Source organism: Naasia lichenicola, from assembly GCF_004801885.1.
GTDB classification, from domain to species: domain Bacteria; phylum Actinomycetota; class Actinomycetes; order Actinomycetales; family Microbacteriaceae; genus Naasia; species Naasia lichenicola.
This window is the reverse complement of the sequence record NZ_SSSM01000005.1, coordinates 140,142-160,890: the sequence shown is the minus strand read 5'-3', so window position 1 is coordinate 160,890 and position 20,749 is coordinate 140,142. Positions and strand designations below refer to the sequence as shown.

General features: G+C 69.2%; 17 protein-coding genes. 8 read left to right on the top strand and 9 right to left on the bottom strand.

From position 1 onward, the window contains the following. Positions 1–192: 192 nt before the first annotated feature. Both E6C64_RS11670 and E6C64_RS11665 read right to left on the bottom strand, forming a co-directional pair. Complete coding sequence (locus E6C64_RS11670) at positions 193–1,134, bottom strand: carbohydrate-binding protein (protein WP_136427695.1); 942 nt, start codon at positions 1,132–1,134, stop codon at positions 193–195. Then, positions 1,127–2,164, bottom strand: coding sequence for a hypothetical protein (locus E6C64_RS11665; RefSeq protein WP_136427694.1), 1,038 nt, complete (start codon positions 2,162–2,164; stop codon positions 1,127–1,129). The genes E6C64_RS11670 and E6C64_RS11665 overlap by 8 nt, the downstream gene beginning before the upstream one ends. A gap of 262 nt (positions 2,165–2,426) precedes the next feature. On the opposite strand from E6C64_RS11665, the gene E6C64_RS11660 reads away from it, so the two are divergent. Both E6C64_RS11660 and E6C64_RS11655 read left to right on the top strand, forming a co-directional pair. Beyond that, positions 2,427–3,872 (top strand): MFS transporter, encoded by a 1,446-nt coding sequence (locus E6C64_RS11660; protein WP_438941857.1) that lies wholly within the window; start codon positions 2,427–2,429, stop codon positions 3,870–3,872. 95 nt (positions 3,873–3,967) lie between these two features. Further along, positions 3,968–5,416: a DUF1593 domain-containing protein gene (locus tag E6C64_RS11655; protein ID WP_136427693.1), complete on the top strand. Its 1,449-nt coding sequence runs from the start codon at positions 3,968–3,970 to the stop codon at positions 5,414–5,416. Positions 5,417–5,445: 29 nt separating this feature from the next. On the opposite strand, the gene E6C64_RS11650 is transcribed toward E6C64_RS11655, so the two are convergent. Beyond that, positions 5,446–6,303, bottom strand: coding sequence for a helix-turn-helix domain-containing protein (locus tag E6C64_RS11650; RefSeq protein ID WP_136427692.1), 858 nt, complete (start codon positions 6,301–6,303; stop codon positions 5,446–5,448). Positions 6,304–6,449: 146 nt separating this feature from the next. Here E6C64_RS11650 and E6C64_RS11645 point away from each other — a divergent pair, with 146 nt between their 5' ends. Continuing rightward, on the top strand, positions 6,450–7,514 hold the full coding sequence (locus E6C64_RS11645) for an SDR family oxidoreductase (protein WP_136427691.1): 1,065 nt from the start codon (positions 6,450–6,452) through the stop codon (positions 7,512–7,514). Between the two features lie 141 nt (positions 7,515–7,655). On the opposite strand, the gene E6C64_RS11640 is transcribed toward E6C64_RS11645, so the two are convergent. Together E6C64_RS11640 and E6C64_RS11635 are read right to left on the bottom strand one after the other, a co-directional pair. Beyond that, complete coding sequence (locus E6C64_RS11640; RefSeq protein ID WP_136427690.1) at positions 7,656–9,353, bottom strand: AMP-binding protein; 1,698 nt, start codon at positions 9,351–9,353, stop codon at positions 7,656–7,658. An 87-nt stretch (positions 9,354–9,440) separates the two neighbouring features. Beyond that, positions 9,441–9,983: a TetR/AcrR family transcriptional regulator gene (locus tag E6C64_RS11635; RefSeq protein WP_136427689.1), complete on the bottom strand. Its 543-nt coding sequence runs from the start codon at positions 9,981–9,983 to the stop codon at positions 9,441–9,443. A gap of 53 nt (positions 9,984–10,036) precedes the next feature. On the opposite strand from E6C64_RS11635, the gene E6C64_RS11630 reads away from it, so the two are divergent. Further along, positions 10,037–10,753, top strand: a complete 717-nt coding sequence (locus E6C64_RS11630; RefSeq protein WP_136427688.1) for an MBL fold metallo-hydrolase — start codon at positions 10,037–10,039, stop codon at positions 10,751–10,753. Positions 10,754–10,791: 38 nt separating this feature from the next. Here the strand turns inward: E6C64_RS11630 and E6C64_RS11625 are convergent, their stop codons facing one another. From E6C64_RS11625 to E6C64_RS11615, 3 genes are all read right to left on the bottom strand, one after another. After that, positions 10,792–11,721, bottom strand: a complete 930-nt coding sequence (locus E6C64_RS11625) for an aminoglycoside phosphotransferase family protein (RefSeq protein WP_136427687.1) — start codon at positions 11,719–11,721, stop codon at positions 10,792–10,794. Between the two features lie 40 nt (positions 11,722–11,761). After that, the gene (locus tag E6C64_RS11620; protein WP_136427686.1) at positions 11,762–12,991 is read right to left on the bottom strand and encodes an MFS transporter; all 1,230 of its coding nucleotides are present in this window, start codon (positions 12,989–12,991) and stop codon (positions 11,762–11,764) included. 106 nt (positions 12,992–13,097) lie between these two features. Further along, positions 13,098–14,033 (bottom strand): aldo/keto reductase, encoded by a 936-nt coding sequence (locus tag E6C64_RS11615; RefSeq protein WP_136427685.1) that lies wholly within the window; start codon positions 14,031–14,033, stop codon positions 13,098–13,100. A gap of 188 nt (positions 14,034–14,221) precedes the next feature. Here E6C64_RS11615 and E6C64_RS11610 point away from each other — a divergent pair, with 188 nt between their 5' ends. Next, the gene (locus tag E6C64_RS11610; RefSeq protein WP_136427684.1) at positions 14,222–15,610 is read left to right on the top strand and encodes a protein kinase domain-containing protein; all 1,389 of its coding nucleotides are present in this window, start codon (positions 14,222–14,224) and stop codon (positions 15,608–15,610) included. 48 nt (positions 15,611–15,658) lie between these two features. Here the strand turns inward: E6C64_RS11610 and E6C64_RS11605 are convergent, their stop codons facing one another. Further along, positions 15,659–16,429, bottom strand: coding sequence for a DeoR/GlpR family DNA-binding transcription regulator (locus E6C64_RS11605; protein ID WP_158437847.1), 771 nt, complete (start codon positions 16,427–16,429; stop codon positions 15,659–15,661). Between the two features lie 30 nt (positions 16,430–16,459). On the opposite strand from E6C64_RS11605, the gene E6C64_RS11600 reads away from it, so the two are divergent. The 3 genes from E6C64_RS11600 (at position 16,460) to E6C64_RS11590 (ending at position 20,740) form a co-directional block, all read left to right on the top strand. Next, positions 16,460–17,650 carry an MFS transporter gene (locus E6C64_RS11600; protein WP_199241026.1) on the top strand — a complete coding sequence of 397 codons (1,191 nt, stop codon included), beginning with the start codon at positions 16,460–16,462 and terminating at the stop codon, positions 17,648–17,650. Between the two features lie 121 nt (positions 17,651–17,771). Then, a complete protein-coding gene (locus tag E6C64_RS11595) occupies positions 17,772–19,199 on the top strand; it encodes an alpha/beta hydrolase (protein ID WP_233255600.1) in 1,428 nt (475 codons plus the stop codon). Next, positions 19,196–20,740 carry a GMC oxidoreductase gene (locus tag E6C64_RS11590; protein ID WP_233255599.1) on the top strand — a complete coding sequence of 515 codons (1,545 nt, stop codon included), beginning with the start codon at positions 19,196–19,198 and terminating at the stop codon, positions 20,738–20,740. Before E6C64_RS11595 ends, E6C64_RS11590 begins: the two co-directional genes overlap by 4 nt. Positions 20,741–20,749 lie beyond the last annotated feature (9 nt).

Genomic DNA, 20,749 nt, shown 5'->3' with positions numbered 1-20,749 from the left:
GAAGCTAATCCTGGCGTCAGATTACTGTCGAGCCAATCGAGCCAAGTGCATCCCAAAGGCGTACCGGAGGCTGAACGGAGGCGATCCGGTGCTCCCTCGGGAGTACGACGGACAGGAAAACGGACTACCTACGAAACCGAGGAATACCTACGGAATTTCGCGCGTTCCGCTCCTCGCCGGAGACTGGTGCGATCAGGGAACGAGTTGCGCGTTCGCCTCCTCCGCAGCGACCACACGGTTGCCGGGGCGTGCTCCCCGCACACGAGCGAGAGCGATCAGGAGAGCGAGGGCGAGAAGGATCAGCACGGCCGCCGCGGCGAAGACCCCGATCACCATCGGGTCGAGTGGAATCGCCGAGTTGAGGACTTCTGTCGTCGTCACCGGCTGCGTCGAAGCGCTCATTGCCGGGACCGCAGCGACGCTCACCCCTCCAGCAATACTCGCATCAGGAGTGAACGCCGCCGACACGGTGTAATCCTCGCCGCGCTCGAGCGTCGCCTCGACCGGTACTGAGAACGGCATTGTGGCTCCGGCCGATTGAGGGATCGTCTGCGAGCCGGCCGAGACGCCTGCGGAGGAGGTGACCGCGACAGTCCAGGTGCCGCCCGGCACTCCATGCGCGTCGAGGTAAGTACCGACCACATCGAGGGAGATCGACCCGGGCTGGTCGCCCCATCCCACCAGCTTCGCTGAGGGTTCGATGGTCAAGGGATTGATTCTTATCGAGAGCGGCTCGGCGCTCTGGCTGCTCTGCAGCTCGCTGTCCGCTGACGGGTGGAAGACGGCCGTCAGCGTGTGCTCGCCGGCAGCCAGGGGTGCGGCTGTCGACTGCGTGATGTAGACGCTGCCGTCGGCTTGGATGGGGAGATCTTCGGCGACTGCGAGCGCGCCACCGTCGGCATACACATCGACCGTGCCGTCCGCTGTCGTAACGCTGCGCTTGGACTCGACTCGAGAGACTTTCGCCACGGCAACCCAGTTGGAGGAATAGTCGAAATCCGTGCCGCCGAGAGCGGAGATGGTCGTCGTCGAAGCATCCCCTCCTTCGGCCATGGCCGCGGTCGGCGTGAGCACAGCGATGAGTGCGAGGGCAGCTACCGCGGTTGCGGAGCGACGTAGGCGACTCTCAGACATGGCTGGTCTCCTCGATCGGGGCGACGGCATCCGACGTGCGGTCGGATAGGGCGGTGTCAGCAACAGCGGCTCTCCGACGGCGCCGGACCAGCAGGAAGGCGCTGATGGCGCTCGCGATGAGGGCGATCAGCGAGACGACTGCCGCGCCCACTACGGACCACAGAGGAACCGACAGCGGTGCTCCTGCAGCATCGTCGCCCTCTGTCTCGACCGGGGCAGCTGGGGCCGTGCCGGTGGTTCCTGTCGACTGGACCGGAGGCGGAGTGTACGAGACCCCCAGCGCGTCGGCGATGGCGTAGTCGCCGGAGTCCGCGGCAGGCGTGAAGGTCGCCGAACCCGTGAAGGTCTGACCGGTGGGCACATTCGCCCAGTACATCGTGGCGACTGCGAGATCGCCGGAGGCCTGGGGGAGCTCATCGGAGAAAATGGTCTCGCCGGTGGAGTCGGCCACATCGACCTTCCACGTCCCCGCGATCGGGAGGCGCGGCGACACGTAGCCGTACTCTTCGTCGTACGAGTTGCGGTCGGCGAACTTCCCCGCAAGCTGAACGGTGAGAACCGCATTCCGCGGAGCTGCTGGATCGGCTTCGACCTCAAGACGCGCAGACACCGGTGCAGGGGATACCACTATGGGCAGCGGCGCGCTCGTCCCACCGGGGAGGCCATCGCCCTCGAAGGTTCCGGTTATCGTGTACTCGCCGGCAGCCAGCTCGGGGAAATCCTGCGATCCGAAGTACCAGTTCATGCCGACGTAGGTGTTGTAGCTCTGCGGTGGGGTGATGCGAGCCACCTCCTCGCCGTCTTGGTCGTCGATGACGACGGTCCTGGTCGAGTATCCCGTCCACGGCGTGAACAGCTGAACGCTCCAGGGATCGCCGTACTCGATGGAGACGCTCGGACTCTGCCACGTCACCTCGGGATCAGCCGAAGCGGTTCCGATGGCACCAAGGCCCAGGACGGCAGCGGCTATGCCGATACCCACCCCCGAAGCGATCGGGCGCAGGAGCAGGAGTCGCAAAGGGCGTTTCACGCCGCGACTCTACGGCGCAGACAGAGGTGTGGCCGCTATACCACGCCGAGATCAATCGCCACCCGCGTCCCGTCAGCCCGACGGGCAAACGGGCGGCGCGGTTGCGATCGGGTGAACGGGGCCGGTAGGTCTTCGCCGCGCTCGTCGCCACAGCGGGCGAGTCGAACTCGGCGTGTCCGAGCTCGACGGGACCATGGCGCTCCATCCGCATGCATCGAAGACGTCCTTCTGCTCCGTCGGGGGCTCTGGGTAGCCTCGAACCATGAGCGCTGAAGCCCAGAGGGCGGGAGCTCCGGCTGATCGGGCTGGGGCCGATGCCGCGGCGCCGACATCCGGTTCGGATGCTCCGGGCGGGTCCATTGATCCGGAGCTCGCGCGGAGCAACTTCCACGCGTTCATGCAGGTCCTCATCAACACCGCGGTCGCCAACCTCACCACCAGCTTCCTCTGGTTCGGGCTCACCTTCTGGGCCTACCTCGAGACCCGGTCCGTCCTCGCCACCGGAGTCATCGGCGGCACCTACATGCTCTTCATCGCGTTCTTCGGCATCCTGTTCGGCTCCATCGTCGACAGGCACCGCAAGCATCGCGTGATGGTGCTTTCGAGCGTCGTCACGCTCGTCGCCTTCCTGATTGCCGGCGGCATCTATCTCGCGGCACCCGACGGCGAGCTGTCGAGCCTCGGCAAGCCGTGGTTCTGGTTCTTCGCAGCCGTCATCCTGCTCGGGTCGGTCGTCGAGAACCTCCGCAACATCGCCCTCTCCACCACCGTCACGCTGCTCGTGCCCGAGGAGCGGCACGCCAACGCCAACGGGCTGGTCGGCACGGTGCAGGGCGTCGCCTTCATCGTCACCAGCGTGTTCTCGGGGCTGGCCATCGGCTTCGTCGGCATGGGCGGCACGCTGCTCATCGCGCTCGTGCTCACGGGGCTGACCTTCCTGCACCTCGCCTTCGTGCGGATCCCCGAAGAGAAGCGGGTCGCGATCGCCGGGGACCCTCAGCGCACCTTCGACCTGCGCGGCAGCATCGCAGCCGTCAGCGCCGTGCCCGGACTGTTCGCGCTCATCATCTTCTCGACCTTCAACAACCTCATCGGCGGCGTCTACATGGCGCTGATGGACCCGTACGGGCTGACTCTGTTCCCCGTCGAGCTCTGGGGCGTCGTCTTCGGCGTCGCCTCCATCGGGTTCATCGTCGGCGGGCTGCTGATCGCCAAGTTCGGCCTGGGACGCAATCCGATCCGCACGATGCTGCTGCTCGTGGTCGTGATGGGCGCCCTCGGCAGCCTCTTCACCATCCGGGAGTGGTGGTGGCTCTACGCGGTCGGCATCTTCCTGTACCTGGTGACGATCCCCGCCGTGGAGGCTGCCGAGCAGACGGTCATCCAGAAGGTCGTGCCCTACGAACGGCAGGGACGGGTGTTCGGATTCGCCCAGGCCTTCGAGGCGGCGGCCGCGCCCATCACCGCCTTCCTCATCGCCCCGATCGCCCAGTTCGGGATCATCCCGCTGCTCCGCTCGCCGGAGGGGCGAGAGCTCTGGGGCTGGCTGCTCGGCGACGGCGAGGCGCGGGGCATCGCGCTGGTGTTCTTCTTCGCCGGCATCGCGATGATCATCATCGCGGTCGCGGCGTTCCGGACGCCCGCGTATCGCATCCTCTCGCAGGGCTACCAGCGCGGAGCCGAAACCGCGGTGGCCCCGTCGGCGTGATGGACCACGGGCGCTCGCCTGCATGGATATTCATGCCTAAGTAGATCTGCAAAATTGCTTGCGGCGCCGTCAGCGGTCGAATAACGTCTGCCACTATGCACCGCCCGCGCACCATCGTCACGGCCGATCCCGAGCTCGACGATCTGAACTCGATGATCCGCCTTCTGCTGCACAGCAACGAGCTGCGGATCGAGGGCCTCGTCTACGCGAGCAGCCGGTTCCACTGGAAGGGCGACGAGGCGGGCACGACGTTCTTCCATGCGGACCGCGAGTACTCCGAGCCCCAGACCTCCTTCCGCTGGAAGCCGGGTGAGCGGTTCATCGACGACGCCGTCGACGCCTACGAGAGGGTCCAGCCCACCCTCGCCGTGCATGACCCGCGCTATCCGACCGGGGCGGAGCTGCGCTCGATCGTCCGGACGGGCAACGTCGACTTCGAGGGTGACATGTCCACGGAGTCGCCGGGATCGCAGCTGATCGCGGCCGCCCTGCTCGACGACGATCCCGAGCCGATCCACATCCAGGTCTGGGCAGGCACGAGCACGGTCGCTCGTGCCCTGCTCACGATCGAGGAGCGCTTCGCCGACTCGATCGACTGGACCGCGATCAAGGCCGAGGTCAGTCGCAAGGCGATCATCACGAAGTTCGCGTCGCAGGACGACACCTATGATGCGTACATCCGCCCCAACTGGCCCGGCATCCGCGTCACCGAGGCCATGGGGATGGGCTGGGGCTACATGATCCGTCGCGTGCTCCTGCCCGAGGATCGTGAGCTGATCGGCGCCGAGTGGACGCGGCAGAACGTCATCACCGTCGGCCCTCTCGGCGCCCTCTACCGGGTCTGGGGCGACGGCATCCAGATGGTGCCGGGCGACGTCACCGATTTCTTCCACGAGTCGGGCAAGTCGAGGGACGAGCTCGCCGCGCAGGGCTACATGGCGTGGATGGATCCTCAGCCGAAGGGCGAATGGATCTCGGAGGGCGACACCCTCACGATGCTCAATGTCCTCCCGAACGGGCTGCGGGGCTCGGAGCACCCGAGCTTCGGCGGTTGGGCGGGACGCGCGACGCGCACCGCCGACGGGCCGGACACCTGGCAGGTCGTCGGCTCGGTCGATGCGGCACCGGACGGATCGACGCCCGACGAGTACTCCTCCATGCGCTGGTTCGCCGATGCGCAGCGCGACTTCGTCACCCGAATGCAGTGGTCCGTCACCCCGCGATACGAGGACGCGAACCACCATCCCGTGGTGCAGGTGAGCCCGGGCCTCGATCTCACGGCGGCCGCGGGTGCGGCGGTGGAGCTGGCGGCGGAGGCGACGGATCCGGATGGTGATGCGCTCGCCTACGAGTGGTGGCAGTACCTAGAGGCGGGTTCCTGCCCGGAGGCCGTGCAGCTGGACGGCAGCGATGGTCCGGTAGTGTCCTTCGCCGTTCCGATCGGCGCCGAGAGTGGACAGACCATCCACCTCCTCCTGCGCGTGACGGACTCCGCCGCGGTACCGCTGGCCGCCTACGCCCGGGTCATCGTCACCGTCGCCTGACGCTCGGCCACCTTCAGCTCGAGCACTCGCTAGTGGCGCGCGTCCTCGTCGACGCTGCGGGTCGCCGCCGGCGGGGCGATCGCAGATCCGAGCATGGCCAGCTTCTCGGCCGTGCTCGAGCCCGCATCGGGGTGATAGATCACCAGCATGATGCCGTCGGTCTCGCTTACCAGGAGCTTCTCGCGGTTGAGCACCAGCTCGCCGACCTGAGGATGCTCGAAACGCATCAGCACCCCGCGGCGCGGCCCGACATCGTGGCGCGCCCACAGCTCGCGGAACCGCGGGCTGGCGAGAGAGAGCTCCCCAACGAGCTCGATCAGTCGCGGATCATCGATGTCGGTGCCCACCGATTTGCGGAACCCGGCGACGAGTCCCATCGTCGCCAGCTCCCAGTCCGGGAACAGGTCGCGCTCGGCGGCGTCGAGGAACACGTCGCGCAGCCGGTTGCGGCCTGAGGCGAGGCGCGGTGAGATCGCCGCCGCGAGCGGATTGGCTGCCAGCACATCGAGGTACTTGCCCTCCACGAAGGCGGGGTACGGGAGGGACGCGACCAGCTTCGCGAGGCCCACGGGGACGATCTCCCTGCGGCCGCGACGGGGCCGTCGAGGGCGCTCCCCGCCGAGGCCGAGCAGATAGTCGGTGGTGTGCTCATCCAGCTGCAGGACACGAGCGATGGACTCGAGGACCTGAAGCGACGGATTGCGGTCGCGGCCCTGCTCGAGCCGGAGGTAGTACTCGGCGCTGATGCCCGACAGCATCGCGACCTCCTCCCGACGCAGGCCGGGCACCCGCCGGACCCCGAGCACGGGGATCCCGGCCTGCTCGGGAGTGATCAGTTCGCGGCGGGCGCGGAGGAACTCGCTGAGCAGATTCGTCTCGTCGGCCATGGCGTCACGCTAATCCGGACAGCTCGGCCGCGCCTGTCCCCGCCGCTACCAGTGTCGAGGGGGCACTGGCCGCTGCGCTCCGTCGGGGAGAGGGTGGGTCGCGGCTCCATCGAGCCGCAGACTTCCTCCGAAGGGACGCCATACCCATGACCTCAGTGTCGTCAACTCCTCAGCCCACACCACTGAACGTGCTCGTCACCGGAGGCTCCGGCTTCATCGCCGGTCACTGCATCCTGCAGCTGCTCGAGCAGGGCCACTCCGTGCGCAGCACCCTTCGGTCCCTGGCCAAGGAGGCCTCTGTGCGGGCCGTCCTCGCCGATGCCGGCATGGTCGACGGCGGACGCCTCGGCTTCGTCGCCGCGGATCTGCTGAGCGACGCGGGGTGGGCCGAGGCGGTCGCCTACATCGACGTGGTGCTCCATGTCGCATCCCCCGTGATGCCCGGCCATGTCGAGGACGAGGACGACGTCATCGTCCCTGCTCGGGAGGGGACGCTGCGCGTGCTGCGCGCGGCCCGCGATGCCGGGGTGAAGCGGGTCGTGCTCACCTCCGCGTTCCATGCCGTCAGCTGGGGTCATCCGCACGACGACCACATATTCACGGAGGCGGACTGGACCGTACTCGACGGACCCGGCGTCGACGCGTACGGCAAGAGCAAGACCCTCTCCGAGCGCGCCGCCTGGACCTACGTCGAGGGGGAGGGATCGGACATGGAGCTCGTCTCGCTGCTCCCCGTCGCAGTGATGGGCCCGGTGATGGGAGACGACGTGTCCGGCTCGAACCACATCGTCCAGACCATGCTGAACGGCGGCATGCCGGTCTTCCCCGACATCTACATCCCGGTCGTCGACGTGCGGGATGTGGCCCGCGCGCATCTCCTCGCGATGACCGTCCCCGAGGCGGCGGGCCAGCGCTTCCTGCTCTCGAACGGACCCGTGCTGGCGATGAAGGAGATCGGCGCCACCATCCGTTTCGCGGTAGGGGCCGCTGCCGCTGCCAAGGTGCCGACCCGCGCGATGCCGACCTTCGTGCTGCGCGTGGCCGCGCGTGTCAGGCCGCAGTTCCGTTCGGTCCTGCCCGACCTCGGCTACCGCAAGCGGACGAGCAACGAGAAGGCGCGACGGGTGCTCGGATGGAGTGCCCGCGACCCGCACGAGGCGATCGCCGCCGCCGCGACGAGCATGGTGACGAAGGGGCTGCTGAGCGAGTAGGACGAGGGCCTCGATACGGCCGTGAACGGCCTACTCGACCAACGAGTGAGGCGAGCGGCTCGTGGCCAGGTAGGACGAGGGCCTCGGTACGGCCGTGAACGGCCTACTCGACCAACGAGATAGGCGAAGGGCCCAGGCGCGCTACTCGACCGGCGAGATGGGGAAGGACTCCAGGCGCCATTCCGACTCGAGCGACTCCCCGGTCTCGAAGGCGTCGGCCTCGCGCTCGCGCAGCTCCACACGGCGGATCTTGCCCGAGATGGTCTTGGGCAGCTCGAAGAACTCGATCCGACGCACGCGCTCGAACGCCGACAGCTGCTCACGGGCGTGGGCGAGGATCGCGCCGGCGGTCTCGCGGGTCGGCTCCCAGCCCGGCGCGAGCGCGACGTACGCCTTGACGACGTTCAGCCTGCTCGCGTCCGGTGCCGGCACGACCGCGGATTCCGCGACGGCCGGGTGCTGCAGGAGCACGCTCTCGACCTCGAACGGCGAGATCTTGTAGCCGGAGGACTTGAAGACATCGTCCGTCCGACCGACGAAAGTGATCTGGCCGTCGCCGCCTCGCGAGGCGACATCGCCGGTGTGGAAGTAGCCGCCCGAGCGGGACAGCTGAGTGCGCTCGTCATCGCCGAGATAGCCCGCCATCAGGCTGACCGGCTCAGCGGAGAGGTCGAGGCAGATCTCCCCGGTGTCGCCGACCTCCCCGGTCAGCGGGTCGACCAGCGCAATCGCGATGCCCGGCAGCGCGCGCCCCATCGAGCCCGGCGTCACGGAGATCCCCGGCGGGTTGGCGATGATCGCGGTCATCTCGGTCTGGCCGTAGCCGTCGCGGATCTCGAGACCCCACGCGTTCTGCACCCGCGAGATGACCTCGGAGTTGAGCGGCTCGCCCGCCGAGAGGATCTCGCGCAGCCCGCGAGGCCGTGATCCGAGGTCGGACTGGATGAGCATCCTCCACACGGTCGGAGGCGCGCAGAAGGTGTTGACCCCCGCCTCGTCGAGTCGAGAGCGGAGGGCGGCCGCGTCGAAGCGCGCGTAGTTGAACACGAACACCGTCGCCTCGGCGTTCCACGGTCCGAAGAAGCAGCCCCACGCATGCTTCGCCCAGCCGGGGGAGCTGATGGTCATGTGGACGTCGCCGGGCTGCACGCCGAGCCAGTACATGGTCGTCAGGTGCCCGACCGGATAGGACTCCTGAGTGTGCACGACCATCTTCGGCCTGCTGGTGGTGCCGGAGGTGAAGTAGATGAGGCACGGATCGGTGCTGCGGACCTCGACCTGCGGCCGAGCGCCCTGGACCGCGCTCGCCGCGGCGAAGTCCGCCCATCCCGCCACCGCGCCGCCGACGACGATCCGACTGAAGTCTCCCGTCAGGCTGGCGAACTTGGGTGCGTCCGCGGCGTCGGCGATGACGTGCCGGACGCCGCCGCGATCGAGGCGGTCCTGCAGGTCGGCGTCGGACAGCAGCGTGGTCGTGGGCAGGATCACCGCGCCGAGCTTCATGATGGCGAGCATCGACTCCCACAGCTCGACCCGGTTGCCGAGCATGAGGAGCACGTGGTCGCCCTGTCGGACGCCTGTCTCGGCGAGCCACGCGGCCACCTGGTCCGACCGGCGACGCATCTCATCGAAGGTGACCTTGGTGTCCGTGCCGTCCTCGTCGACGATCCAGAGCGCGAGTCGGTCGCTGCCCTCCGCGATGACGTCGAACCAGTCCGTCGCCCAGTTGAAGGCGGGACCGACATCCGGCCAACGGAACGCGGTGGTGGCGGCGACCACATCGGTGCGGTGGGTCAGCAGGAGATCGCGGGCTGCGCGGAGTTCGGTGGTGGCGCTCATCCCGCAATTCTGGACCCGCGACACCGGGAATCCGCGCGGGTGAGACGCGGGCGCAGCCGCGCGAGGCGGCAGGCGGCCCGGGTCGGCTCAGCGGGAGGCGGTGATCGCCGTACGGATGCCGGTCACGCCGAATTCCCAGGCCTCTTCGAGATCGCCGCCGAGCTGGAAGCCGCCGTTGATCTCCATGCTGACGAAGCCGGACACCCACGCCGTGAACATCCGGGCGGCCGCGAGCGCGTGCTGCTCGCCCGCGAGCTGCGCCGCGATCCGAAGGATCGGCGCGCTCGCCGCAGCGCCGAACTCGGCGCCCGCTGACGGAGTCCCTGGGCCCGGCGTCATCACGAGCTGGAAGGCGGCAGGGCGCTGACGGCCGAAGTCGCGGAAGGTCCTGGCGGCCTCCGCCAGATCCGACGTGCCGTCGAGCAGCACCGACAGTTCGGTCAGGGTCGCTTCGGCGACGAGCTGGATGAGTCGATCACGGCTGTCGACCCTCTTGTAGAGAGAGGGAGCGCGGACCCCGACCACCTGGGCGACGGCGTTCATCGTGAGCCCACCCAGCCCGTCCGTCTCGAGCAGCTCGCGGGCGGCGAGCACGATCGCATCGCGAGAGGTCCGATCAGGCGTAGGCACCGCACCAGTATAGCTATTGACAGTAGCCATGATGGCTATGTAGCGTAGCCATCATGGAACTCGCGCCCTCACTTCACCGCATCGGCAACGACATCGTCGCGGTCTACCTCGTCGACACAACGGACGGAGTCCTCGTCATCGACGCAGGCCTCGCCGGCCACTGGCAGGAGCTGCTCGTCGAGCTCGGCTCGATGGGCCGCTCGCTCGCCGACGTCAAGGGGCTGATCCTCACGCACGGCGACTCCGACCACATCGGCTTCGCCGAGCGACTCCGTCGCGACCACGGCGTGCCGATCTACATCCATTCCGCCGACGCCTCCCGTGCCAAGGGCGGGCCCAGGCCGAAGGCCGGCAAGCAGAGCATGGGCCTCGCCCTGCTCGGCTTCCTCGGCTACTCGATGCGCAAGGGCGGCCTGCGCACCACCTGGCTGACCGAGGTGGTCGAGGTCGCCGACGGCGATGTCCTCGACCTTCCCGGATCGCCGCGCATCATCGGCCTGCCGGGTCACTCCGAGGGCAGCATCGCCATCCATGTGCCGTCCGTCGACGCCGTCTTCGTCGGCGACGCGCTCACCACCCGGCACGTCCTGACGGGGGAGCGGGGACCGCAGCCAGCACCGTTCACCGACGAGCCCGACGAAGCCGTCGCATCGCTCCGCGCACTCGTGACGACGGGAGCGACCTGGGTGCTCCCCGGCCACGGTGCACCCTGGAACGCCGGCGTGGAGGCGGCGGTGTCGGCGGTCGAGAAGGCTGCGGCCGGACGCTAGTCGCCGCACCGCACTCGCAGGCCGACGACGGGTCGAGCTCAGCGCTGCATGGCCTTCGCGATGGTGACGGCTCGGTCGAGGTCGTCCTTCTCGAGGGCGTCCTCCTCCACCGCCCAGAGCACCCGAACCACCTCGCGGACCAGCGACCAGTCGCGTGTCCTGTCCTCGTCCAGCCCCGCTGCGTCCACCGCGGTGTACAGGCGGTCGAGGACGCCGCCCCGGAGGTTCGCTCCGAGATCGGCGCCGACCAGCTCGTCCCATCGGTTGCCGAGCAGCGGGCCCACCTCGTAGCAGGGGTCGCCGGACAGCGGCTTGGGGTCGATGACCAGCCATCCGCGATGGTCCTGACGAGCGTCGTCACGGAGCGATCCGAGCACGTTCTCATAATGCAGATCGGTGTGGATGAGCGTGCCGTCCGTTGCGGGGTCGCGGCTGAAGTCGCGCGCGAGCGAGACGGCATGCTCGACGATGCGCCGCGGCATCCCTCCGTGCGCGATCAGCCGGGGGAGCCGCTCCGCCCAATCGGCGGCGAGCCACGAGAGTGTGCGCAGCTGCGGAGGCGGGGTTCGATGCAGACGCGGGTAGAGCGACGCGACGACCTCGATCGCCTCGCGTACCCGCAGCTTCCGCAGATCGCGTCGGTCGTCGGCTCGCTCGAGGAGGAGCGCGAAGCGGCGTGGATCGGCGCGCAGCAGTCGCACCGCTCCGTCGCCCGCCCAGTAGCGCAGGGCGAGGTGCTCCGTCTCGGCCTCCCAGTGCGGCCAGCTCACCTTGAGTACGGTGGCCTCGCCTTCACCGGTGCGCACGGGGAGGACGATGGCGGCGGTTCCGGCGACAGGCTCGCTCTCTGTCGTGAGCTGCCATTCGCCGAGCAGGTCGTCGATCAGGCGCGGCAGCCGGTCGAGCCATCCGGCCCATCGCGGGTCGGCCGCGTGGGCGACGAGGCGGGAGGGGATCGAGACGCTCATCGGCTTCCGACCCTATCCGCCCCTCCGCAGGCCCCGGCCGTCAGTCCGGGATTCGGTCGGACGGCAGGGCCGCGGTCTTCGCGATGCCCGCGACCGTGACGAGGCCGAACGCGGCGGCGACGAGGACCGAGACGGCGACGGCGATCAAGGACAGGGTCCACGCTCCGGTGGAGTCGCGGAGGGCGCCGAGGGTGGCCGGCGCTGTCGCCGCGATCGCGTAGCCGACTCCCTGGACGGTCGCGGAGGCGCGTCCTCCGCGGGCGCCCTGGCTGAGGGCCACCACTAGCAGGAACATCATCGTGATCCCCCCGCCCTGCGCGAGGCCGCCGGTGATCGTCCAGATCGGCCAGGCCTGCGGGGCGATCAGCAGACCGATGGGCACGCTGAGCCAGAACGCGAGGACCGTCAGGATGCCGGCCCGCCGTCCGAGCCATCGGACGAGGAGGGGGAGGGTGAGCGCACCGGCGATGCCGAACAGCTGGAACACCGCGCTCGCCGATCCTGCCTGTTCGGCGGAGAAGCCCTGCTCGTCGGTGAGGAGCTTCGGCAGCCAGGCGCTCATGCCGTAGAACGCGAACGCCTGAGTCCCGAAGGCGACCCCCAGGGCGAGGACGATGCCGAAGGAGACGCTCCGCGGAGCGGCCGCACGTGCCGCGGCGTCCATCCGCTGACGAGGCCGCGGCGTGAGAGCCGCCTTCGGTCCGGCCGCCGCCAGCCAGACGGCGAGGGCGGCCACTGCGAGTCCTGCCCAGATCGCCAGAGCGGCGCGCCATCCCAGGGCGACGGCGATCTGCGCCGTGCCGAACGTCGTGATCACCGAGCCGACGTTGAGCGATGCGGTGTACGCGCCGGTGGCCATCCCCGAGCGCTCCGCCGGGATCTCGTCGGCTATCACCAGCGGGATCACCACGTTGCCGACGGTGATGAAGATGCCGAGGACGATGGTGCCGACGAAGGCGGACACGGCGCCGTCGGAGCTGCGGATCAGCGTGCCGATCACCACTCCCACGAGCGTGATCGACGCGGACAGGTCCCGCCCGGCGCGGGCGATGATGAGGGACGCCAGCGGTGTCGCGAACGCGAAGCAGAGCAGGGGGAGGCTGGTGAGCAGGCCGACCCGTGCCGAGTCGAGATCCAGCTCGTCACCGATCAGCCCGGCGACCGGCGCGACCGCGACGACAGGTCCGCGCAGACTCAAGCCGATCAGGACGATGGCCGCGAGGATCAGCCAGGGCAGCGCCCGCACGATCGGCGTCTCAGTGCTCCGCACCGCAGCCTCCTCGCCCCGGGATCACTATCTCCGTAGTGAGAGTACTCGGAGTCTGGCTGCTCGGAGGAAGTGAAACCGGACGGTGATTCGCGACCGGAATCGAGGGCTACGGCACGCGGTAGCCGGCGGTCCGGAACAGCTCGTACCACTCGGCCCGGGTCAAGGGGATGTCCGATCCGGCGGCGGCACCGGTGACGCGCTCGGGATTGGTCGTGCCGAGCACCACCTGCATCTGCGCCGGGTGTCGGGTGATCCAGGCGGTGGCGATGGCGATCGCCGGCACGTCGTACTTCGCGGCGAGCCGATCGATCGCCGCGTTGAGCTCCGGGTAGTCGGGCGATCCGAGGAACACCCCATTGAAGAAGCCGGCCTGGAAGGGAGACCACGCCTGAACGGTGATGTCGTTCAGGCGGCAGTAGTCCACGATTCCTCCGCCGTCGATGGTGAGCGACTGATCCTCGCCCGCCATGTTCGCCGCGACTCCCTGCGCGACGATCGGGGAGTGGGTGATCGAGAGCTGCAGCTGATTGGCGACGATCGGCTGGCGCACCGACTTCTTGAGCAGCTCGATCTGGCGCGGTGTCTGGTTGGAGACCCCGAACGCGCGGACCTTGCCGGCGGCTTCGAGCTCGTCGAACGCCCGTGCGACCTCATCCGGCTCGACGAGTGCGTCGGGGCGGTGCAGCAGCAGGATGTCGATGCGGTCGGTCTGCAGCGCGGCGAGCGAGCCGTCGACCGACTCGATGAGGTGCTCGTAGGAGAAGTCGAAGTACGGACCCTCGCGGACGATGCCCGCCTTGGTCTGGATGGTGATCTCGTCTCGCTGCGACGGCGTGAGCTGCAGCGCCTCGGCGAATCGGGTCTCGCAGCCGTGCAGCTCGTCGCCGTAGACGTCCGCGTGATCGAAGAAGTCGATGCCGGCATCGCGCGCTGCGCGCACGAGCGCCTTCACCTCGTCGTCGGTCTTCTTCGCGATGCGCATCACGCCGAGGACGACGTTCGGCGCGACGATGTCGGTGCCGGGCAGAGTGAAAGTCTTCATCGAGTTCCGATCCGGGAGGGAGGGCGAGGGTGCCCACGCGAGATCGTAGCGACGCGGGCCTGGTGAATTCTGGATCACGACGCGCCCCAGCTCCCTCGGATCGTGCGCGCCCCCGACAGGGGGGCCGTAACATCTGAACTGCCGAATCTGCGACTCCGCGGAGCGCCGCGTCGAGGAGCGCCTGAACCATGACGAACCTGCCCCCTCGATCCGGGCCAGGGGATCCGCCGCAGCTGCTCGCGGGCAGGTACGTCATCGGCGAGGTGATCGGCAGCGGCGGCAGGGCTGTGGTCTACGGCGCGAGTGATCCGGCCCTGCAGCGCGAGGTCGCCGTCAAGGTGTTCCGGGCCAAGGCCTCGACCACGGCCGAGCTCCGCCTGCAGGAGGCGGAAGCGCGTCTGATCGCCGGGATGAATCACTACGCCCTCACGACGCTGTTCGATGCGGGCGTCGACAATTCGGACCCCAGCAACCCGCGGATCTATCTGGTGATGGAGCGGATCCCCGGCGTCGACCTCAAGCGGCACGTCGAGGCGCACGCCCCGCTCAGCTCCGAGCAGGTCGCATACCTCGGATTCGATCTCGCGGAGGGGCTGCAGTACGTGCACGAGCACGGCTTCCTGCATCGCGACATCAAGCCGGCGAACGTCCTGCTCGCCGATCGCCGGATCACCACCCGGATCCGGGGCAAGCTGGCCGACTTCGGGATCGCCAGCGTCATCGGCATCCAGGAGATGGGCGCCACCACGACGGGCACCGCCGCCTACATCAGCCCGGAGCAGGCTCGAGGCGAGCCGCCCACGACCGCCTCCGACATCTACTCGCTCGGCCTGGTACTCCTCGAATCGCTGAGCGGGCAGGTCGCATTCCCCGGCGACATCCACCAGACGGTGGCCGCCCGACTGCGCGACGATCCCTGGATCCCGCCGGAGACCTCCTCGGTCCTGCGAAGCATCCTCCGCAGGATGACCGCGCGTCGCCCGGACGAGCGGCCGGGGCTCGACGAGGTCGCCCTCGAGTTCCAGCGCTCGCTCGTGCAGGACATCGTGGATTCCGGGCGGGTCGACCGGGAGCAGATCACCGAGAACGAGCATCGACGACTCGCCGCAGTGCGCCGGTACAACATCCTCGACACGCCTCCCGATGAGGCGTTCGACCGCATCACCCATCTCGCCGGCCGACTGCTGGACGTGCCCGTCGCTCTGCTCTCCATAGTCGACACCGACCGGGAGTGGTTCAAGTCGAGCCGAGGCGCCGACATCTCTGAGGTCGACCGCAACGTCGCCATCTGCAGCATCTCGGTGACCCAGGGCATCCCGTTCGTCGTCCCCGACGTCCAGGCGGATCCCGCCTTCCGGCTCAATCCGCTCCTGCAGCAGGATCGCTCGCTGCACGGCTTCGCCTCCGTGCCGCTCGTCACGGCCGACGGCTATGTCATCGGCACCCTCTGCGTCTTCGACCGAGAGGTCAGGCTCTTCGGTCCCACCGAGCTGGACGATCTCGGTCAGCTCGCGGCAGTCGCGGTGCGTGAGCTCGATCTTCGCCTGGCCAGCCGGCGGGCCGCGTTCGACCGCTGAGGCGTCGGAGCCGGAGCGCGACGAGGCATAAGCCGGCGAACCTTCGCCTCAGGCTCTCGGCATCTCCGCGAAGAGGACGTTCACCCCTGCTCGGCGGGCGTCGTAGATCATGGCGGTCGGTGCGTCCTCCGTCGTGACGATGGTGTCGAGGTCGTGGATCGTGCCGAATCTGTGGGCGGCTGTGCGAGTGAACTTGTCGGCGGTCGCCACCAGGATGACGCGGCGCGATGCTTTCAGCACTGCGCGCTTGACCTGAGCGTCACCCCAGCCTGCGACTGTCAGACCGGTGTCCGGATCGGCCGCGCAGGCACCGATGATGGCGAAGTCGAAGTGCATCGCACCGACCGCCTCGGCGGCGCCGGCGCTCGTGAAGGCGAGATCGTCGTGGTCGACCGTGCCTCCGGGGACGATCACCTGGTTGCCGTGCTGCGCGGCCATGGCGGCGGCCGCATGCAGCGATAGCGCCATCGCGGTGATGCCGATTCCGGTGATCTGTCGCGCGACAGCGAGCGCCGTGGTCCCGTTGTCGATGACGACGGCGTCGCCCGGCTTGATGAGCGAGGCGGCCACCTGAGCCAGAGCCCGCTTCGTGTCCGAGTCCTCGCCTCGGCGGAGCTCGAACGGGTATTCCGCACCTCGACTGGCAGCGGGTGCCGCGCCGCCGCGGACCCGTCGGATCGCGCCCTGCTCGGACAGCTCGGTGAGATCCCGGCGGATGCTGATCGGCGAGACGCCCGTCAGGGTCGCGAGCTCGTCGATCGTCCGTCGGCCGGAGTCGACGGCCCGAATGATCACTCTCTGGCGTTCTGATCGCAGCATCTGATCATTGTGGTTCATAGCGTGCATGTCATGACGAGTGAGACCAGACGCACCCTCCAAGCGCCGGCCGGCGTGGGAACCATGTTCGCCAGCAACGGGGCGATCTTCGCCGCGCTCCTGCCCTGGTATCCGACGATCTCCGATCGGCTCGCGTTGAGCGCCTCCGAGTTCGGCGTGATCGTGGCGTCCTTCGCCGTCGGGGCCATCGTGTCGTCCGCGCTGCCTGCACCGTTGATCGCCCGCTTCGGACCGGTCCGGGTTGCCATCCTCGGCACTGTGCTGCTCGCCGCGTCGATCGCCTCGGTCGGCTGGATCACCGAAGGATGGATGTTCGCGCTCTCCATCTTCTTCGCCGGCTTCTTCGACGCGGTCGTCGATGTCGCGCAGAATGTCGCCGGCATCCGGGTGCAGGACGCCGTGCGCCGGTCGATCCTCTCGTCCATGCATGCGCTGTGGAGCCTGGGCGGCGTTCTGAGCGGCGCGCTGTCCACCGCGGCCGCTGCAGCGGGCTGGGACATCCGCGCCTACCTCGCCCTCGTCGCCCTCGCGGTGATCGCTTCCGTCGCGATCGGCGGGGCGCTCATCGGGCCGGTCGCGAGCAGTGCCGATCGATCACCTGGGCACGAGGCCGCGCGGGCGGCCGGTCGATCGTGGCGGGTGGTGCTCGTGGCCGCGATGCCGCTCGTCGTGCTGGCGATCTGCGGCACCGCGGTGGAGGACATCGCGAACAACTGGGCGGCCATGGCGGCGGTCGACATCGGTGGACAGCCCGTTGATCTCGCGGGGCTCGGCTTCGTGGTGGTTATCGGCAGCCAGTGCATCGGGCGCTTCGTCGGCGATCCGCTCATCCAGTGCTTCGGCCGCCGCGACGTCTCGCGGTTCGGCGGTGTCCTGACGGCGATCGGCGGCCTCCTCGTCGTGACGGCACAGGCCGATTCGGGACGGCTGTTCGTCGGACTGGCGTTTGCCGGCTACGGGGCGGCCACTCTCGTGCCCAGCGCGCTCACCGCGGCGGCGACCATCCCGGGAATGAGCGAAGGGGCGGGCGTGACGATCGTCAGCTGGCTGATGCGCCTGGGCTTCCTGGGCACGAGCCCGCTCATCGGGGTCGTCACCGACTCGGTCGGTCTGCGCTGGGGCCTCTGCGTGCTCGTGCTGGTGGGGGTCGCGGCGGCACTGCTGGCCGGTGCGCTGGAGAGCAGCCGTTCATTACGGCGCTAGCGCAGATCGCGCACGAGTGCGACCCGGCGATGTGCGCTCAGCGCCAGCCCCATCCGGACTCAGGCGATGACCAGCGCACTCACAGGCTCGAGATTCTCTCAAAAGTAGGCTCGGCCGAATGATGCCGGTCTGCACAGTCTTCTTCCTGCCCGGCCTCGGACTCGATGCGACAGCCGCGGCACCGCTCGGCGAAGCGCTGGACGACCGATTCCGCCTGGTGCCCATCGAATTCGCCGTACCCGCGGGGGAGCCGGATGCCGTGGACGGCTCTGTCGACGCGCTGACCCGCACCGCACTGGCAGCCATCGCCCGCGAAGCGGATGGAGGTCCGTGGATCCTCCTCGCCCACAGCATGGGCGGCAAGATCGCGGCCGCCATCGCCGCCCACGTGCTCGCGGGCAGGACCGGACCCGATGGGGAGTCGGGCCTGTTCGGTCTCGCGGGGTCCGTGCTGCTCGCGCCCTCGCCGCCGAGCCCAGAGCCGATGTCCGAGAATCGCCGCGTACGCATGATCGGCTGGGTCGCCGACGAGAGCACGCTCGACGAGGAGCAGGCGCAGGAGTTCCTTTCCGGCAACATCGCCTCTTCGCTGTCGGACGCCGATTCGGCCTCCGCCCTTCAGCAGCTCAGCCGCTTCCCGCCGAGCCTGTGGCGGGGCTGGCTTGAGGTCGGCAGTCGCGAGGACATCTCCCACGAGGTGGGGACGCTTGACCTCCCGGTCACGGTGCTCGCCGGCGATGACGACGACGACCTCGGCTCGACGGCGCAGCCGGCCCTTCTCAAGGATGTCTACCCCCGCGCCCACTTCGTCCCGCTGCCGTCGACGGGTCACCTGATCGCGTACGAGCGCCCGAACGAGGTGGCGAAGGCAATCGTCGAGCTCTGGGACACCGTCATCGAACCCGCACCGCAGACTCCGGCGGAGTGGGGGCGTCTCATCGCGTCGTCGCGCACCGACGTGGAGGTGCGGAGCAACTTCGCGGAACGGGCAGTGCCGGACGATGCGACGTACGCGCCGCTCGCCCTCACGGAGGACCAGCTGGCCACCCTGCGCCGACTCGCCGACCTCCTCGTGCCGCAGCCGGGGACCGCGCGCATCGATCTCGCCGCCCGGGTCGATGCCCGCCTCGCTGGCAAGCCGGGCGACGGCTGGCGCCCGGCGGGTCTGCCGGATGACCGTGTCGCGTATCGGCTCGGCCTCGACGCCCTCGCGCAGACATGGCCGGACAGCCCGGCGGATCAGCGCGTCCTCGTCGGCCGTCTGGTCGCCGGGGAGGAGGCCGTCGCGGCCTTCCCGACCGCGGAGCTGTCCCGGCGCTGGTTCGAGGACGTGCGCGTCGACCTCGTGCAGAGCTGGATGGCCCACCCCGCCTCGCAGGCGCGCATCGGCTACGACGGCTTCGCCACCGGCGGCACCGCGCCGGAGCCGGTCGGCTTCTCCGAGCTCGCCGCAGGGCGCCGGGAGAGCTGGGAGCCCCGCGAACTCGGCCGGCTCGGCGATCGGCACGAGAACCACGACCAGGAGCAGCACGAGAGAGACGACGCGTGAACCTCGACGGGATGAAGACGTACCAGGACGACGACGAGGTGGACGTCGTGGTGGTCGGCACCGGTGCGGGAGGAGGTCCGCTGCTCGCCCGCCTCGCCGCTCGAGGCCTGCGCGTCGTCGCCTTCGAGGCGGGACCTAACTTCGACTCGACCGACTTCACCCAGGACGAACTCACCGCGCCCCGCATCAACTGGCTGTCCGAGCGGATCAGCGGAGGGGACACCCCCACGGCCTTCGGTCCGAACAACAGCGGCATGGGGGTCGGCGGCGGGACCCTGCACTGGGGTGCGTTCACCCCGCGACCCGATCCGCGAGACCTGACCCTCCGGACCGAGACAGGGGTCGGCGCCGACTGGCCCATCGCCCACGCGGAGCTCGTGCGCTACCTCGTGGAGGTCGAGCGGGACATCGGCGTATCCGGTCCGACGCCCTATCCCTGGGATGCGGAGCGGACCTATCTGTACGAGCCCGTGGCCCGCAACGCTCCCGCCGACCTGATGGCGCTCGGCTGCGAGCGGCTCGGCGTCCGCGCGACCGATGCGCCCGCGGCGATGATCAGCCGCGACCGCGAGCAGCCGCACCACGGCCTCCGGCGCGCGGGATTCAACCTCGGCAGCATCCATCAGGGCGACCGGTTCGGGACCAAGGCGTCGACCGCGATCACCTACCTGCCCGCCGCGGTGGCCGACGGTGCCGAGATCCGCCCGAACTCGATGGTCACGGGAATCGAGCGGGACGGCAGCGGACGCGTGACGGGCGTCACCTACCTCGCCGACGGAGTGGAGAGGCGGCAGCGCTGCGCCGCGCTCGTCCTGGCCGGCGGGGGCGTCGAGACCCCGCGACTGCTCCTGCACACCGGGCTCGCGAACTCCAGCGGACTGGTCGGCCGCAACTTCCTCGCGCACGGCGCCGCGCAGGTCTGGGGCCGCTTCGACGAGCAGATTCGCGGCTACCGCGGCTACCCTTCGGCGCTCATCACCGAGGACTTCGTGCGACCGCAGGACGCCGACTTCGCCGGCGGATACCTCGTGCAGAGCCTCGGGGTGATGCCGATCAACTTCGCGACCAACCTCGTGCGGGGTGCGGGCCTGTGGGGCAAGGAGCTGATGGCCGCGCTCGACGACTACCGCTTCTCGGCCGGAGTCGGCATGAACGGCGAGTTCCTGCCGTCCGAGGACAACCTGCTCGAGCTCACCGACGAGCTGGACGAATGGGGACTGCCGCGGGCCGAGATCAGCCTCTCGCCGGGCGAGAACGAGAAGGCGATCGAGCGGCACGCCATCACCCGAATGACGGAGATGCTCGAGGCGGCCGGCGCCCGCAGCACCCGCGTCGTCCTGCGATCGGCGCACACGCTCGGCACCTGCCGGATGAGCATCGATCCCTCCGACGGGGTGGTCGACCCCGATGGCCGCAGTCACGACATCGACAACCTCTGGATCTGCGACAACTCCACCTTCCCGAGCTCGCTCTCGGCGAATCCCGGTCTGACGCAGATGGCGCTCGCCCTGAGGACGGCGGATCGGATGCTCGCCGGCTGACCGGCCCCG